Here is a 16,154-nt window from a genome sequence, read left to right on the forward strand (position 1 = left end):
AGTTGTGCTAAATTTAATACGATATCAGCCTGATTTACGTCCAATTTGGGATGCTTTCGTGCGCAATTCGTGCAACGGAACTTTTTTATTTGAGCGCGATTTTATGGATTATCACGCCGATCGTTTTCAGGATTTTTCAGTCTTGATTTTTAAAAAAAATCAACTGATAGCTGTCTTTCCTGCAACAGTTTCTCATAATAAAATTAGCTCACATGCAGGCTTGTCGTACGGCGGTTTGATTTATGATAAAATGAGTCAGCAAACGTCGAACGATATTTTAGAAGCACTCATTTCCTTCTACGAAAGTGCAGGAATCAGCGAAATTTCTTGCAAACTCATTCCTGAAATTTATAACCAAAAGCCAGCAAACCACTGGGAATACAGTTTGTTTCAAAAAGGAGTACAATTGTATAGAAACGATGCTTTGAGTGCGATTGATTACAGTTTTCCGATTGCATTTTCCGACTTGCGAAAGCGCCATTTAAAAGCAGCAGCTCAATCAGATTTGCAAATTTCAAATAAGACCGATTTAATAACTTTTTGGAATGACGTTTTAATTCCTGTTTTACAGCAACGACACGGTATTGAGCCAGTGCATACCGCGGCAGAGATCACACTTTTGCAGCAGCGATTTCCCGAGAACATCATTTTATACACGGTGTCTTTAAATCAGCAGTTGTTAGGAGGAACCGTTCTTTTTGTTACGAAGCAAACGGTTCATGCACAGTACATTGCAATGCGAAAAGATCGAGAAATTAAAGGAGCATTTGATCGTTTGTTTGCTCAAATCATTCTTGAATTTAAAGATAAAAAGTTCTTTAGCTTTGGGATTTCCACTGAACGCGACGGTATGTATTTAAACAGCGGTTTGATTGCGTGGAAGGAAAGCTTTGGTGCACAAACTTATTGCCAGCGGTTTTATCGATTAACTATCTGATTATGAAGATTCCTTTTCTTGATTTACAGCGCATTACCGAAAGTTATCAGCCAGAATTACAGCAGGCTGCGCAGCGCGTAATCGAAAAAGGATGGTTTATTTTAGGAGAAGAAGTTGAGCGATTTGAAACAGAATTTGCCCAATACTGCGGAACCACAGTAGCTATTGGTGTAGCAAATGGCTTAGAAGCACTTCGATTAATTTTTGAAGGCTATAAATTGCTCGGCAGATTAGCGGTTGGCGATGAAGTTTTAGTTCCAGCAAATACCTACATCGCGGGTATTTTAGCCATTCAGCATGCCGGTTTAGTGCCCGTTTTATGCGAACCAGAATTAGAAACCTACAATATTGATGCACGCCGACTGGAATCTGAAATGACTCCAAGAACAAAAGCCTTGTTGGCAGTACATTTGTACGGACGTTTAGCCGATACGCAAAAACTTGAAGCATTTTGCCAACAACACGATTTGCTTTTTATTGAAGATGCGGCACAAGCTCAGGGCGCATTTGTAAACGATTTGTCTAAAAGAGCCGGTAGCTACGGACATGCAGCGGGCTTTAGCTTTTATCCAGGGAAAAATTTGGGAGCGTTGGGCGATGCGGGTGCGGTAACCACATCCGATCTCGAATTAGCAACGGTTATTCGGAAATTGCGTAATTACGGATCGGAGCAGAAATACAGCTGCGAAATAAACGGTTTTAACTCTCGCTTAGACGAAATTCAAGCGGCTTTTTTACGTGTGAAATTACACCGATTAGATGCCGATAATCAGCAAAGACAGGTTATTGCAGATCGGTTTTTGAACGAAATTTCAAATCCAAATCTGATTTTGCCCTTACGATCTTCAACCAATAACGTGTGGCATTTGTTTGTGATTCGGGTTGAAAATCGCGAGCATTTCATAAACTATTTGAAGGTGAACGGCATTGGAACCTTGATTCATTATCCAATTGCGCCACATCAACAAAAAGCTATGCCCGAGTTTGCGCATTGCAATTTACCGATTACCGAACGCATACATCGCGAAGTCGTTTCCATACCGTTACACCAACTCTTAAGCGACGAGGAAGTTGCATACATCATCGAAACGCTAAACCGATATGAACAGTAAAAATCAAGGTATCCTAAAAGTTGGCTTTTTGCACTTGGTTTTTATCGGGTTGCGTTTTCTTTCGTCGGTACTTCTCAATAAATTAGTTGCTGTTTTTGCCGGTCAGCAGGGATTATTGGTTTTTGGAAATTTGCGTAATGTGTTGTCTTTAGCCGAAGTTGCTTCAACAGGTGGTATGCAATCGGGAATCGTTACGCTTACGGCTTCTACACCCAAAAACGAACATTCGAAATTTTTGTTCGGAACAATTTTTAGTTCGATAGCAGTAATAAGTTTGGTGCTTTCGGTAGTGGTTATGATTTTCCACGCAACTTTGGCTACCTGGTTTTTTGGAAGCTATTCCAACGGATCGACCTTAGTGGTACTGCTGGCGTTACTGCTTCCTCTCAACGGAATTTCGCTTGCTATAATTAATATTTATAACGGTTTACAGATTTATTCGAAAGTGTTGATGCTGAATGTGTACGTAACCGTAATTAGTACACTTTGCATTGCAGCAGCGCTTATTTATTATGACTTAGAATATGCGTTGTATGCAACAATTGCCGCTATTGTTTTGCAATTTGTGCTCACTGTTTTTAATGCAAATCGCTTGTTTTTAGATGTGAATTTTCGCTTTCATTCTGAAACGGCTTTAAAATTAGTGCAGTTCGGACTGACTGGCGTTGTTTCAACCGTACTTCCGGCGGTTTCGTTTTTATACATTCGAAATGAGCTTGTTAGTACGACAAGTACCGATTTTGCTGCAAATTGGGAAGCTGCCTACCGATTATCGTCGCAAGTAGCCCTAGTTTTTATCGGATTTGTGAGTTTGTATTTCTTTCCCAAAATTTCCGAATCGATTGCTTTAAAATCTACAAACGCAGTTTTTGTTCGGTTTTTAAAAATCGGATTTCTGCCGTTTTTCGTCGGTGCTTTAATCTTGGCTATATCGAGTAGTTTTTTGATTCCGGCGCTGTATTCGGCCGACTATCTAGTGGCACAATCTTTATTTCCAATTCAACTTCTTGGCGACGTTATTCGCGCTCTAGCCGTTTTCTTTGGCTTTGTACTCTTGGCGCAACATCAATGGAAGTCGTTCATTCTTTGCGAGTTCGTTTCGTATGCCACACTTTTGTTGGGTTTTTATCTTCTCCACGAAAGTGCAACGACTGCCGTAGCGTGGATTTATGTACTTTCCAATATTGTTTATTTAGCAGTAGCTTTTTTCGCTTCCAAATTCAAGCGATAAATTTTTAAACGAGGCGTTTGCTTATCAATGTTTGCGCGCTCTTCCATATTGTAACCTTCAAATTGATAGGCTTTGAAAGCCGTGCAATCCGGAACATCTAAAACTAAAGTTTCATTGCTTTTAGGACGGTAAACGCGGTAATCGCTGAGTTCTCGGTACGGAAAAACAATTCCAAAATTCACTAACGTATAGCTTGCGTTTTTAGTGGGTTGTTGTGCGTAAAACGGAATGAAGTTTTTAAATTCCGTAGTTGTTTGTATGGCAGTTTTGCCGTGTTGTTGCAGTTGTGCAAATAGTAGGTCGCGCGGATAGTTTACGGTACGATATTCCTTCCACGAAAGTGCAAACGAAATTAGGGCAAGTAGTGAAAAAAAAGTCAGTGAGCTGTTCTGCCATTTTTTGGAAAGCAAACTCAATGGGAGCAAGGCTACAACGAGTAAAATCGGTACGAATTGTTTCAGGAGTCGCGCATACCAAACTACTTTTTCTAGGAAGAAGCTGGCACTTGCGTAGAAGAGAAAGAACGCAACTGAAATGAGCAATAAAGCAAGTATTTTTTCTTTGTGTAAGATGGGTATTTGTTTGATTAACAGCACGATGCTTCCGCAGAAGAAACCCATAAGTAACGCAATTCCCAAAACCGATTCGACTTCGAGAAAGTACTTGAAAATGAAGGTGTAGGCTTCTGAAAAACTTCCTTGAAGAATTGATGTGGAAAGCCAAAGCGATTCTCTTAGAAACGACATACCGCAAAAGCGCGACGCTAATTCAGTTAATAAAAGCAAGGAAAGGCTGCCTAATCCGTAGGTGGATACATGGAAAAAAGCTGTTTTGAAATTAAGTTTTCGGTATACAGTAAATCCGTAAAAAACAGCGATGATGCCATACAGCAAAATGTTTCCGGGATAAACGAGATAGGCGAAAAACGCGACAAATCCGTAGTGAAAAGCCGATTTTAGTGTGAAATTCGATCGGCAAATTTGCACCAAAATCCAAACAAAAAACAATTGTGAACTGTCGTACGGATCGCTGTGTCGCAACGAAATAAACGATAAAGTCAGACACGAGTATATGACAACTCCAAACCAAGCCAAATGTTCGTTATTGAGCAAGGTTTTGAATAGATTAAAATATGTGCGCAGCAGCAGCAAATAGATGCTGAAGTTGAACAGAAACATCACGGAAGCCGCGAATTCACTGTACAGCAGCGTTCCAAAAAAATGATGCGCGCAGTAAATTACCGCTGCAGGAATGAGTTTTAAAAACGCATCGGCAGGTCGACCTTGCGTTTTAAAAATGTGTTGCCAGAAGTCGGTAGTGTCAAAGGAAACGAGCGCTTTTACAGCTTCGACCGATTCGGTAAAGCGCCATTCGTCGGGAAAAGCGAAAAATCCTTTGCCAACAAAAGCGAAGCGCGCCAAAATCAGCAAGAAGAGAAGGACTTTCCAAATGAAATTCGGTTTTCGAATAATCGTCGTAATCATTTCGAAATCAGAATTTTAAGATGAATCGCTATTTTGAAGAATACATAGGGAATCCACAAACGCAGATTTCTATTTCGAAAAACCACGCCCATTTCGTAGTGGACGCGTTTGAGCAGCGCCCGATGTTCGGTTTTGCTTCGATTTAACTGCGTGAAAGCCATCCATAAGGTTTTAAAAGTCGAAGCGTTTATGCGTCGGCCCAAAACCGATTTTTCCTTGTACGCATAGCCCAACGAGTCTTCCAAATAGCGTTTCTGCGACAGCGTTTGGTCGATATAAAAAAACGGATATTCACGCGAAGCTCGTAACCAAAAGTCGAGATCTTCGTAAGCTAAACTGTCGTTGTACCCACCCAATTCCAAGTGGATATTTCTCGAAACCAACAAAGCAACCGGGTTTACAATTTCGCCTGAATTTACAATCGCTTCGTAAATCAAACCGCGCGGTATTTTTTGTAGACTGCGTTTATTCTCATCGACAGCAAAGAAATAGCCGAGATGCGCGCCCGATTCTGAAATACGTTCGGAATTCGCGTAAACAACCGCAGCTTCGTGCTTTTTTGCCTCAGCGACTAATACGGCAAGGGCGTTCGGAAGCAATACATCGTCTGTTGCAAAATCGAGAATAAACTTGCCTTTAGAAACGGCAAACGCTTTATTAAACGAAGCGGTTATTCCCAGATTTTGCTTGTTGTGAATGATTTTAATCTGCGGATATTCAAGCTGCAGTTTTTCGATGATTTGCTGCGAACCGTCGGAACTGGCATCGTTTACTACAAGTATTTCCACGGAAGTGTACGTTTGCTTTAAAACCGACAAAAGCGCTTCGCGCACAAACTTTTCGTGATTGTAACACAGGCAAATTACGCTAACAAGTGGTTCGGCTGTAGTCACAGTGATTAATTAGTGGTTTTCCGAAAATTCGACGCCTAAAATACGAAACTCGCCACTACAAATACGCGATTTCCAGAAATGAGCCGTTAGGTAAAGATTATACTGTGTAAAATCGCTCTGAATGGGCAATAATTTCGAATTTGATTCGGTATTTGTCTAAATTTACGACCAGCTTATTTCTTATGAACATCAAACAGCTAGAACTTCCCAAAATAGAAAACGCGCTGGGAAACATCGCAGTAATTGAGAAAGATACGCTGCCGTTTGCCGTGAAGCGCGTGTATTATTTATACGATATTCCGAGTTCGGCAAAGCGCGGCGGACATGCACATCTAAATTTGCAACAAGTGTTAATTGCTATTTCTGGTAGTTTCGATGTAGTACTCGACGATGGGAAACGCCGTCAAACCATCACGTTAAATAAGCCAGATCGCGGTTTACTCATCACTACAAAAATCTGGCGCGAGCTCGAAAATTTCTCTTCCGGTGCTGTGTGCTTGGTTTTAGCTTCCGAAGAATTCTCAGAAGACGATTACATCCGCGATTACGACGATTTTTTAGCCTCGATTTCGTAATTCTTGGATACGCAGCGCCCAGCGAACAAGCGTACGCGACATAACACAAAGCAGTTTTCGTTTAAAATCCAAGTCGCGCATGTCGATTTCAATCAGGTATTTGTTGGCAACAAGGTCGTTTTTTTCGCGTATGGCCGCCATGAGTAAGGCGTAACGATGAAAATTTAGGTACTTTTTTAATCCTGGAACGTTGCCAAAATCCTTTTCATACTTGCTAAATGGCGTGTGAACTTTAGTACTGATGCTACTCATAGTCATTTGTCCGGTTTCGTTTTGCCGATACCAAGCCAAAGGCTGCGGGTTGAAAACCAGCGGATGATTTGCATGTAAACGAATACACAAATCAATGTCTTCGCCAAAAGTTACCGCTTCGTTGTAACCGCCAAGCGTTTGCAAGACGTTCTTTCGAATGGCCAAACTCGAGCTGCAATACGGCGATTCTCCGATAGCTTTTTCGAAGAAATTGGTACTAATTTGCGTTCGAGCTTCCTGATTCAAAGCAGCGTTCGGTGTGCGAAACGACTGGGGAAACCACTTGAAATAGGAGGTGGCATAGACGGCCTGATCGGGAAATGTTTCGCTCATCTGGAAAATTTCCGCTAAAAAATTCGGTTCCCATTTATCGTCGGAATCCAGAAATGCTAGTACAGTTCCGTTTGCCGCAGCAATTCCGACGTTTCGTGTTTTGGGCAGGTTTAAATTTTGAGGATTACGTATGATTTTCAGTCGATTATCGTTGATTTCCGATAGCATTTCCAAACTTTTATCGGTCGACGCGTCGTCAACAACCAGCAATTCAAAATCGGCGAACGTTTGTTGCAAAACGCTGTTCACGGCTTCGAGTACAAAAGCTTCTTTGTTGTAAAGCGGCATGATTACCGAAAAGAATGGCATAAAAAGCGATTTGAAAATGATACATTTGTCGGCATGCAAGATGCGAAAAAACTTCAGATAGTTTGCTTTGAGAATCCGTTTCCCGCTAATTACGGTGGTGTAATCGATGTTTTTTACCGCATTCAGGCGCTTCATGCCCTAGGAATCGAAATTACTTTACATTGTTTTGTTACCGACAGAACCGAGGTAAAGCCCGAACTGCAAGCCTTGTGCAAGGCCGTTCACTTGTATCCCAAAGAGCGTAAATTTTGGCAGTTGTTTTCGCAATATCCGCTTTCGGTGGTGAGTCGATTTCATTTGAATTTAGTAAACGAACTTTTAGCCACTGATGCACCGATTTTAATTGAAGGTTTACAAAGTAGTTTTTTTGCTACGCTGCCTGCCTTTCGTGATTGCAAGTTGTTTTTGCGTTTACACAATCTGGAATCGGTGTATTACAACGGTTTAGCGAATTCCGAAACCAATTGGATCAAGCAGTTTTTGTATCGTTGGGAAGCAAAAAAATACCAAAAATACGAAGCGCATTTAAATCGGTTTGCCACAATTTTCACGATTTCAAAACGCGAAACGCTCGAAGTTGCAAACGTGGCTCACGCACGATATATACCGCCGTTTCATGGAAATGAGCGTTGTACATCGGCAGTTGGCATGGGCGATTTTGTTTTGTATCACGGCGATCTACGGTTGTCCGACAACAAGCGCGCCGCCTTGTTTTTGTTCGATATTTTTAGCGAGTTACCGCAGCGCAAATTGGTGGTTGCGGCATCCGATATTCCCGATAATATCAAGCAGGAAGCGAAGCGTTTTTCGAATGTAGCGGTAATTGAAACGAAATCCCAAGCCGAGTTGTATGATTTGATTCGTTCAGCGCAAATGAACGTGATGTTGTCGTTTCAGCCGTCGGGAACCAAATTAAAGGCCATCAATGCGTTGTATATGGGCAGGCATTGCATTGTAAATGAAAACATGATCGACGATACCGAACTGTTAAAACTTTGCGTTGTTTGCACCCAAAAATCCGATTTCATCCGCGAAATCGACCGTCATTTTTCGGTACCGTTTGATCCGCAACACCGCGCAGCAATCTTGTCTACACAGCTAAGCGATCGGGCAGGAGCGGAGCAGCTAGTTAGTGAGATTTTTTTTAGCATTTAGCTTTTAGCATTTAGCTTTTAGCATTTAGCTTTTAGCATTTAGCTTTTCGCTTCTTTCGCTTCTTTCGCTTCTTTCTATTTTTTCTATTTTTTCTATTCGAAGCTATTCCGGCTGTTCGCTTTAGTCCGCAAAAAACACGGCGCGTTCAATCGGCGTTGGTGTGGTTTCTATGGTCACCACACCTCCACCGTTTCACGTAGCCGTATTTTTCTTACGGGCTGCCGCTGCCATCCGGGCTAGGGCACACGTTGCCAAAAATTAATGGAAAAATACCTATAAGTAGGTAGTTTTGGGTAGTACGGACTGCTTACTTTAACAAATAAAACCCAAATGCGAATGTTGCTTTTTTGATATGTATTTTTTTGGAGATTTTACGATTGAAACAGCTATATAGCAACGAAAGAAAATTATTAAGGCGTTATGCTTTAGATCATAGATTTTGAAATGCCATCTAAAAATTTAATATATTGAAAAAACGAAAGTTTATAAAAGTCTATAAAATGAAAGAAAATAACACTACCCAGTGTTTAAGCGTGTTTTCGCAAATAACGTACTTAGATAAGAGATGAAAACTTTCGTATACTTGAGAGTTACAAGCAAGCCTAAAAACACGACACTGCAACAATCAAATGAATTAATAATGATACAAAATAAATGCACCGAGGTAATTTAAATGAGAAGAATAGCTAATAAAAAATGTAAATTTGCAAGCAAATGGCAAAAGCAGACTACATAGTATCGTTAATAAAATCTCATTACAACAATGAGCCGGAACGGTTTACCACTATGACTTTGCAAATTGCTGCCCATGAAGCAAAGTTAGGGCATACACTTGTAGCTAACGAAATCAAAGCCATTATAGACAAAGCAAAAGAGGCAAAGCATAAAACCAAAGGTTTCGCACCCGACTTACAAGGCTTGATTTTGGAAAATGTTCCTGCTGTGAATCTTGCAGATATGATTGCATCAGAGGACATCAAATCAAAAATTACAAGAATCATTTCAGAGTTTGTTCAACGTGACAAACTACGCAAACACGATTTGGAGAACAGACGAAAAATTTTACTTTCTGGACCTCCAGGAACAGGCAAAACTCTCACGGCTTCGATTATTGCAAATGAATTGAACTTGCCACTTTATACCATATTGATGGATAAAATGGTAACCAAATACATGGGTGAAACTAGTGCTAAGCTTCGTCAGGTGTTTGATTTAATAGAACAAAAACAAGGTGTTTATCTTTTTGATGAGTTTGATGCAATTGGTGGAGAAAGAAGTCGGGATAATGATGTCGGTGAAATGAGAAGGGTATTAAATTCTTTCTTACAGTTTATTGAACGAGATAATTCCGATAGCTTAATAATTGCAATTACAAATAACAAAGCTCTTTTAGACCAAGCATTGTTCCGCAGGTTCGATGACGTAATTCTCTATCACTTGCCTGACAATGATGAAAAATTAGCATTATTAAAAAACAGACTTTCACGCTATAGCAAAAAGGTGAATTTTAACCAACTACTACCAAATATAAACGGCTTAAGCCATGCCGAAATATCGCTTGCATGTTTAGATGCCATTAAAGAAACTGTCTTAAACGAAAAACAGTCAATGAGTAATCAACTAATTCTCAAATCAATCAAAGACAGAAATGCAGCATATCACAAATAATTGTTTTAGATGGCAGAAAATTACAAGCACATTTTCATTTCAGGGAATGTAAAACCGGAAAAATATAAAGCTTCACCTAAGCAAGGTAAACAACCTAGAATTCCAGCTAGAGACAGGACAGCACACAGCGCAAAATTGCTTCAGCAATTTGACACAATCTGGAATCAGAAAAAAGAATTAGAACAAGCAAGAACTGCTGAAAAAATTGCAACAAGAGAAGGCACTTATTTGTCCTTTACGAGTGCTGCCGACCACGACTTAATAACAAAGAGTTTAGAGAACATTAAAAAAGGCATTCGCTTATTGAATGTTAAGGAAGAAAAGGTCGATGGTGAACACACTCAGGTAAAAGCAATAGTTTATATTCCCAATGGAATGGAGGGCTTTTTCATTAGTAAGATTGCCAAATATGAAGCAGAAGATTTAAAGTCGGGAAAGCCAAAGAATGCACCTTTAGTCAATAGCATAAACGATGTAAGGATTGCTTTACTAGAGGGCTTATGGACTGACAAACTTCAATTGATTCCTACAGAAAATTCAAAATGGTGCGAAGCATGGCTTAACGTAAACACTAAGGACAAACAAGAAAAGGATCAAATAGGACTGTTTCTTAAAACACTTGAAAACATAGGAATTGAGTATAAACGCAATACAATTATATTTCCTGAAAGGGCGGTTTTACTTATCAATGCAAGCAGAAACCAGTTAATTGAACTCATGTTACAAAGTGATTTATTGGCAGAGTTCAGAGCAGGACAAGAACCAGCAGGTTTTTGGATAAATGAAAGTGCCATTGAACAGCAAGCATGGGTTGACGATTTATTACAAAGAATTGAGCAAATAGATAGTAATATTAAGGTTTGCGTATTGGATTCAGGCGTTAACAATGGTCATCAGCTTTTACAGCCCCTAATTGACAATGCAAATACACTAACAGTTGATAATGCTTGGGGAGCCAATGACCATGAAACAGGTTCAGGCCATGGAACACTAATGGCGGGTATTGCAGGTTATGGACAAATGGAATCAATTCTTGTTTCAACTAAAAATGTTCCAATTACACACAGAATTTGTTCAGTAAAAATTTTACCACCACCAACGCAAGAAGCAACACCAAAAGAGCTTTGGGGTGATGTAACAGCACAAGGCATAGCAAGAGCAGAAATTCAGAATCCGGAAATGATTTTGATTTATTGCATGTCTGTAACTTCAAAGCAGGATGCAGAACAAGGAAGACCTTCTTCATGGTCTGGAGCAATAGACAATCTTGCATTTGGTGATGGAGAGAATCAAAGACTAATAATTATTTCTGCCGGAAATATCAGGGATGAAGTCTCTTGGAAAAATTATCCTGATTCAAACTATGTAACAACTATTGAAAATCCCGCACAATCGTGGAACTCCGTTGTAATTGGTGCATACACAGAAAAGACACAGGTTAATGATGAGAATTTTAAAGACTATACACTTGTAGCAAATCAGGGAGAACTTTCACCGTATAGTTCAACTTCCTTAGTTTGGGAGAAAAAGTGGCCTGTAAAACCTGATGTGGTTTTTGAAGGCGGAAATCTTTTAAAAGCACCAGACGAAAGCGTAACAACACATGAAGATTTAGAATTACTTTCTACATCAAAGAGATTTAACATAAAACCCTTCGATACTATCAATGCAACAAGTGCCGCAGCTGCACAAGCATCTTGGTTTGCGGCTAAAATTGCGTTTGAATACCCAAATGCTTGGCCTGAAACAGTTAGAGCACTTATGGTTCATTCTGCATTTTGGAATGAAGCCATGTTAAGTCAGTTGAATGTAAAACAAGGAAATAGAGGTGATTTTAAAAAACTTCTTAAAGTATTTGGTTTCGGGAAACCTGAATTAGGAAGGGCATTATATAGTCAAGAAAGTGCATTGACTTTCGTTGCACAAGAATTTATTCAACCGTTTGGCTATAATGACAAAAATCAACCTGAAACAAACGAAATTCACTTTTTTAATCTCCCTTGGCCAAAAGAAATATTACTTGAAATGGGAAATATTCCTGTTAGGTTGCGAGTAACACTTTCCTATTTTATTGAACCCGGAGCAGGTGAAATTGGGTGGAAGGATAAATACCGCTATCAATCACATGGATTACGTTTTGACATTAATAATGTTGGCGAGGAAGAAGATGAATTCAGAAAACGTGTTAATGTTGAAGCAAGAGACGAAAATGAAGGAGTAAACAGCAACTCAGGTAGTGGTAGATGGGTAATTGGAACAAACAACCGCAGTAATGGCTCTATTCATTCCGACTATTGGGAAGGAACAGCAGCAGATTTATCAACTTGTAATTTGATTGCCGTATTTCCTATTATTGGTTGGTGGCGAGAAAGAAAGCATCTTGGTAAAGTTGAAAATTTAACTCGCTATTCTCTTGTCATTTCTTTAGAGACTCCAGCCCAAGAAGTTGAACTATATACGACAGTGAAAAATATGATAGAAGTACCAATTGAAATTAAAACTGAATAATCATTAGAGAAAATCATTCGCAATGTCCACAAAATGACACTTGACAGAAGGCCAGCTTGTAGCACGGGTAATTGTTGCACAACCTCTTCTAAAAAGGTAAAAAACATAAAACTGAACAGAAAAAGACCTCTTTAGAAGCGATTCTAGAGAGGCTTATTTTTTAGGTCAAGTTGTTAATTGGCAATTTTAGAGGGGCTCGAAAAGCTCTTTGTAATTGATAAAAAGTGGTTTTTAGAGTTGTTTGTACTTTTCCTTTTATCGTAGCAACAACTTCGGCTTGCGAAATGGGTTTGCGGGTAATGAATTTGAGGTATTTCTTTAGATTATAGGTTAAACTAGCCATTAGTTAAAAAAAGGTCAACAAAATTCACCGAGCTAAACAATTGCGGCTGAAAAATCTTTTTTCCTTGCATCTTTAAATTTATTAAAAAATACTGTAAAACCGATAGCGATTGGTTGTGCACGCGTGCGATTCGGCGGACCTAGCACATTGGTATAGCAATAGAGCGGCAAACGTTTTTATGATAGTGAAGCGCACAAACCAGGCTTTATGAATCTAATGAGGTTTAGTTCTGGAAATTCCTGCTTTAACAAGTTGCCAAAACGTTTGTTTAAAGCTTTGGAAAAATCTGCATAAAAAGAACAATCGTTTAAAGTTAATTTGTAATTTTGAAAAAAAGAAAGACAGAAAATGGATCTGCAAACTCGAAAATTAAACTTCATAAAAGATTTTCTCAAATTAGAAAGTGAGAAAGCAATTTCCCATCTGGAAAAATTATTGCAAAAAGTAACGGAGAATAGCTCTGAATGCAAGCCAATGACAATGAAAGAATTGCAGAAAAGGATTGATCAATCAACTAAGGATTCTAAAAATGGAAGATTGACTGAGCATAGTAAAATAATGTCTGAAATAGAAAAGTGGAGTTAAAAATTTATTGGACTGATTTTTCTAAAAACGAACTCAAAAACATCTTCGATTACTACAAAAAAGAGGCAAGTTTAAATGTTGCTAGGAATCTTGTTCTTGGTATTACAAAAGAAGCAACTAAACTCAAAAAACATCCAACTCTTGGACAAGAAGAAGAATTATTAAGTAAAGATTCTAGAGATCTCCGTTATCTCGTTTTTGGAAGTTATAAAATTATTTATTGGGTTAATTTATAGAAGAATAGAATTGAAATTTTCGATGTATTTGATACTCGACAAAATCCAACAAAAATAAAGCGTGGAAAATAAGCCAGCTACTAACGGCGGTAGCTGCTACACAAGTTCACCCTAAACTCCAATTTCTAAACCAAACTCTAAAAAGCAGCGCCAACTATACGGTTTTAAACTGCTAGCGCGTTTTTCCAATATTTGCACTAAAGTTTCATCAGCGCACATTCGCCGGTAACGTTACCCGCGGCCGCGGTTGCAATGGAAATTAAGCCGTAGCGCGGGTGTGTGCAGGCGTTTTTGCAAAAGCGACCAACGGAAGCTTTTGCAAATACTGCCGAAACCAACCGAGCGAGGTGTATTGCAATGGAAAACGCGAAATGCCGCCCAAGTAATACTAAAAAATCAAATCGTTCTTATTTCCAATCCGTGCTCCCAACATCCGAGTTTAGCTACCATTTTAAAATTTTAGGACCAAAAACTCATCGTGTACTTCGTGTAAAACTTTGTGAAACATTGTGCTCCTTTTTAGAAACTAGTCCCGATAGCCATCGGGATAGACACGAGTTCCGATAGCTATCGGAATAGACTATTATGAGTTCACCACTTTACGTATCGCTTTTCTTCCCAAACCACTTATCGTCGGTGCCTGAGCTTGTCGAAGGCTGGTGCAATTTTCAGGTAATGCCACCTTCTGTGTTTTCCTCACCAGTTATATTCCGCAAAAATTCTGTGATCTTCTGCATTTTCTGTGTGCTAAAAACCCGAACAAAACAAACACTACAAGGCTAGCATTGCGTACTTTGTGTTAAACTTTGGGGAACATTGTGCTCCTTCATATTCGCAATCTAGGCTATTCGAAACCAAAACCACCATCAACCCTTAAATGCTCCGTATTTTAAAATACACCAAATGGCACGAAAACCGTCTTTCCAATTGATTTTCTTGCCTTCCGCGTACGTTCTGCCGTAGTACGAAATACCAACTTCGTAAATTCGAATGCCCGGAATGCGCGCAATTTTTGCCGTAACCTCAGGTTCAAATCCAAAACGATTTTCCTGCAATGAAACCGATTTTAACTTCTCCGCTCGAAACATCTTGTAACACGTTTCCATATCGGTTAAATTCAAATTGCTAAACATATTCAATAAAAACGTTAGAAATTTGTTTCCAATCGTATGCCAAAAAAACAAAACACGATGCGGTTTTCCACCCATAAATCGGGAGCCGTAAACTACATCGGCATGACCTTGCAAAATCGGATTTAATAAAATCGTAAATTCATTCGGATCGTATTCCAAATCGGCGTCTTGTACAATGATAAAATCGCCTGTTGCCGTTTCAATACCGGTTCGAATCGCTGCACCTTTACCGCGATTTTTAGGGTGATTTACCAAACGCGCACGAACCGCCGGGTTGGCACCAATCCAATCGGCTACACGCTGCTCGGTCCCGTCGGAACTAGCGTCGTTAATGATGATGAGTTCCAGACTAATTTCGGGAAACAGCTTGGCTTCGGCTACTTTGGTAAGTATGGTTTCAACGGTAGCTGCCTCGTTGTACGCCGGAATTAAAACACTTAAAACTGGCATTATACAGCGCGTTGAACAACTTCAAACAAGGTTCCGTTTTCGCATTTCAACGTTTTCGACGGAAATTTAAGCAACAAAGCATAGTCGTGTGTGGCCATAATAACCGATTTTCCGTTGGCATTGATTTTTCGCAAAACTTCCAACACTTCTACAGAGGTTTGCGGATCGAGATTTCCGGTAGGTTCGTCGGCAAGAATCAATTCCGGATCGTTGAGCAAAGCACGTGCAATAGCCACACGTTGTTGCTCGCCACCCGATAATTGGTGCGGCATTTTTTTAGCAAAAGCTTGCATATCAACACGCGACAGCACTTCGTCAATTTTTGCATCCATGTCGCTGGCGTTTTTCCAACCTGTAGCACGCAACACAAAATGCATGTTTTCGTACACATTACGGTCGGGTAGGAGCTGAAAATCCTGAAATACAATACCAATTTTTCGTCTCAAAAAAGGAATATCCGATTCTTTCAAACCCTTCAAGTTGTAGTCAACAATCTGTGCTTCACCTTGTTCCAAAGGCAAGTCGGCATAAAGTGTTTTCATTAAACTCGATTTTCCAGAGCCCGTTTTTCCGATGATGTAAAGGAAGTCGCCTTGCTTGACGTCTAAATTCACATCAGTTAAAACCGCTCGTTTATCTTGGAATATAGTAACGTTCTGCAAATGCACAACAGATGAAGCCATTTCGTTTTTCTCTTTAGTTGTGGGTAAAAGTAAGAAGTTTAGCCGCGTCTTTCAAATATTATTTCCTAACCTGAGATCGATTTAAAAATTGCGGTCAGAAGACAGATAAATGGTTGAATAATACCAATTGGATTTATAAAATAGTTCAGAGAAAAAAGGTTGTTTTTGAGACAGAACAATGCAAAAAAATGTTGCATAGCAGCGCTACGGAAGATTTTTTTAAAGCAGTTATGACTTAAAAACATTTTTTTATCGGACTGTTTTATA

Annotated in this window: 15 protein-coding genes; 9 read left to right on the plus strand and 6 right to left on the minus strand. The window is 39.5% G+C overall.

Annotated elements, in window-relative coordinates; genetic code table 11:
- Positions 1 to 4: 4 nt before the first annotated feature.
- From Q0064_RS05725 to Q0064_RS05735, 3 genes are read left to right on the plus strand one after another with little or no spacing between them, the layout of a single operon-like run.
- Positions 5 to 937, plus strand: coding sequence for a GNAT family N-acetyltransferase (locus Q0064_RS05725; RefSeq protein ID WP_298145619.1), 933 nt, complete (start codon positions 5 to 7; stop codon positions 935 to 937).
- A gap of 2 nt (positions 938 to 939) precedes the next feature.
- Positions 940 to 2,049: a DegT/DnrJ/EryC1/StrS family aminotransferase gene (locus tag Q0064_RS05730; protein WP_298145621.1), complete on the plus strand. Its 1,110-nt coding sequence runs from the start codon at positions 940 to 942 to the stop codon at positions 2,047 to 2,049.
- Entirely contained in the window at positions 2,039 to 3,280 is a 1,242-nt protein-coding gene (locus Q0064_RS05735) for a hypothetical protein (RefSeq protein WP_298145623.1), read from the plus strand. The genes Q0064_RS05730 and Q0064_RS05735 overlap by 11 nt, the downstream gene beginning before the upstream one ends.
- On the opposite strand, the gene Q0064_RS05740 is transcribed toward Q0064_RS05735, so the two are convergent.
- Complete coding sequence (locus Q0064_RS05740; RefSeq protein ID WP_298145625.1) at positions 3,238 to 4,764, minus strand: hypothetical protein; 1,527 nt, start codon at positions 4,762 to 4,764, stop codon at positions 3,238 to 3,240. The two genes, Q0064_RS05735 and Q0064_RS05740, sit on opposite strands and share 43 nt — an antisense overlap.
- Complete coding sequence (locus Q0064_RS05745) at positions 4,761 to 5,657, minus strand: glycosyltransferase (protein ID WP_298145627.1); 897 nt, start codon at positions 5,655 to 5,657, stop codon at positions 4,761 to 4,763. The genes Q0064_RS05740 and Q0064_RS05745 overlap by 4 nt, the downstream gene beginning before the upstream one ends.
- Before the next feature lie 182 nt (positions 5,658 to 5,839).
- On the opposite strand from Q0064_RS05745, the gene Q0064_RS05750 reads away from it, so the two are divergent.
- Positions 5,840 to 6,232 (plus strand): FdtA/QdtA family cupin domain-containing protein, encoded by a 393-nt coding sequence (locus Q0064_RS05750; protein WP_298145629.1) that lies wholly within the window; start codon positions 5,840 to 5,842, stop codon positions 6,230 to 6,232.
- On the opposite strand, the gene Q0064_RS05755 is transcribed toward Q0064_RS05750, so the two are convergent.
- A complete protein-coding gene (locus Q0064_RS05755; RefSeq protein WP_298145631.1) occupies positions 6,215 to 7,126 on the minus strand; it encodes a glycosyltransferase family 2 protein in 912 nt (303 codons plus the stop codon). The genes Q0064_RS05750 and Q0064_RS05755 overlap by 18 nt on opposite strands.
- Positions 7,127 to 7,159: 33 nt before the next feature.
- Between Q0064_RS05755 and Q0064_RS05760 the strand changes: the two genes are divergently transcribed.
- From Q0064_RS05760 to Q0064_RS05770, 3 genes are all read left to right on the plus strand, one after another.
- A complete protein-coding gene (locus tag Q0064_RS05760) occupies positions 7,160 to 8,281 on the plus strand; it encodes a hypothetical protein (protein ID WP_298145633.1) in 1,122 nt (373 codons plus the stop codon).
- A gap of 714 nt (positions 8,282 to 8,995) precedes the next feature.
- Positions 8,996 to 9,949: an ATP-binding protein gene (locus Q0064_RS05765; protein WP_298145634.1), complete on the plus strand. Its 954-nt coding sequence runs from the start codon at positions 8,996 to 8,998 to the stop codon at positions 9,947 to 9,949.
- Between the two features lie 9 nt (positions 9,950 to 9,958).
- The gene (locus Q0064_RS05770) at positions 9,959 to 12,457 is read left to right on the plus strand and encodes a S8 family peptidase (RefSeq protein WP_298145636.1); all 2,499 of its coding nucleotides are present in this window, start codon (positions 9,959 to 9,961) and stop codon (positions 12,455 to 12,457) included.
- A 160-nt stretch (positions 12,458 to 12,617) separates the two neighbouring features.
- Here Q0064_RS05770 and Q0064_RS05775 read toward each other — a convergent pair whose 3' ends face one another.
- Positions 12,618 to 12,800, minus strand: coding sequence for a hypothetical protein (locus tag Q0064_RS05775; RefSeq protein ID WP_298145638.1), 183 nt, complete (start codon positions 12,798 to 12,800; stop codon positions 12,618 to 12,620).
- Between the two features lie 348 nt (positions 12,801 to 13,148).
- On the opposite strand from Q0064_RS05775, the gene Q0064_RS05780 reads away from it, so the two are divergent.
- Together Q0064_RS05780 and Q0064_RS05785 are read left to right on the plus strand one after the other, a co-directional pair.
- Positions 13,149 to 13,385, plus strand: a complete 237-nt coding sequence (locus tag Q0064_RS05780; protein ID WP_298145641.1) for a hypothetical protein — start codon at positions 13,149 to 13,151, stop codon at positions 13,383 to 13,385.
- Positions 13,376 to 13,621 (plus strand): type II toxin-antitoxin system RelE/ParE family toxin, encoded by a 246-nt coding sequence (locus tag Q0064_RS05785; protein ID WP_298145644.1) that lies wholly within the window; start codon positions 13,376 to 13,378, stop codon positions 13,619 to 13,621. Before Q0064_RS05780 ends, Q0064_RS05785 begins: the two co-directional genes overlap by 10 nt.
- Before the next feature lie 866 nt (positions 13,622 to 14,487).
- On the opposite strand, the gene Q0064_RS05790 is transcribed toward Q0064_RS05785, so the two are convergent.
- On the minus strand, positions 14,488 to 15,204 hold the full coding sequence (locus Q0064_RS05790) for a glycosyltransferase family 2 protein (RefSeq protein ID WP_298145647.1): 717 nt from the start codon (positions 15,202 to 15,204) through the stop codon (positions 14,488 to 14,490).
- Positions 15,204 to 15,887, minus strand: coding sequence for an ATP-binding cassette domain-containing protein (locus tag Q0064_RS05795; protein WP_298145650.1), 684 nt, complete (start codon positions 15,885 to 15,887; stop codon positions 15,204 to 15,206). Before Q0064_RS05795 ends, Q0064_RS05790 begins: the two co-directional genes overlap by 1 nt.
- Between the last annotated feature and the right edge of the window lie 267 nt (positions 15,888 to 16,154).

The organism is Flavobacterium sp. (assembly GCF_027490375.1).
GTDB lineage: Bacteria > Bacteroidota > Bacteroidia > Flavobacteriales > Flavobacteriaceae > Flavobacterium.

What these genes read in the sequence shown, in the direction of transcription:
- Q0064_RS05730 (WP_298145621.1), top strand. Translation starts at nt 940, where the DNA reads ATGAAGATTCCTTTTCTTGATTTACAGCGCATTACCGAAAGTTATCAG.
- Q0064_RS05735 (WP_298145623.1), top strand. Translation starts at nt 2,039, where the DNA reads ATGAACAGTAAAAATCAAGGTATCCTAAAAGTTGGCTTTTTGCACTTG.
- Q0064_RS05740 (WP_298145625.1), bottom strand. Translation starts at nt 4,764, where the DNA reads ATGATTACGACGATTATTCGAAAACCGAATTTCATTTGGAAAGTCCTT.
- Q0064_RS05750 (WP_298145629.1), top strand. Translation starts at nt 5,840, where the DNA reads ATGAACATCAAACAGCTAGAACTTCCCAAAATAGAAAACGCGCTGGGA.
- Q0064_RS05755 (WP_298145631.1), bottom strand. Translation starts at nt 7,126, where the DNA reads ATGCCATTCTTTTCGGTAATCATGCCGCTTTACAACAAAGAAGCTTTT.
- Q0064_RS05760 (WP_298145633.1), top strand. Translation starts at nt 7,160, where the DNA reads ATGCAAGATGCGAAAAAACTTCAGATAGTTTGCTTTGAGAATCCGTTT.
- Q0064_RS05765 (WP_298145634.1), top strand. Translation starts at nt 8,996, where the DNA reads ATGGCAAAAGCAGACTACATAGTATCGTTAATAAAATCTCATTACAAC.
- Q0064_RS05770 (WP_298145636.1), top strand. Translation starts at nt 9,959, where the DNA reads ATGGCAGAAAATTACAAGCACATTTTCATTTCAGGGAATGTAAAACCG.
- Q0064_RS05775 (WP_298145638.1), bottom strand. Translation starts at nt 12,800, where the DNA reads ATGGCTAGTTTAACCTATAATCTAAAGAAATACCTCAAATTCATTACC.
- Q0064_RS05780 (WP_298145641.1), top strand. Translation starts at nt 13,149, where the DNA reads ATGGATCTGCAAACTCGAAAATTAAACTTCATAAAAGATTTTCTCAAA.
- Q0064_RS05790 (WP_298145647.1), bottom strand. Translation starts at nt 15,204, where the DNA reads ATGCCAGTTTTAAGTGTTTTAATTCCGGCGTACAACGAGGCAGCTACC.
- Q0064_RS05795 (WP_298145650.1), bottom strand. Translation starts at nt 15,887, where the DNA reads ATGGCTTCATCTGTTGTGCATTTGCAGAACGTTACTATATTCCAAGAT.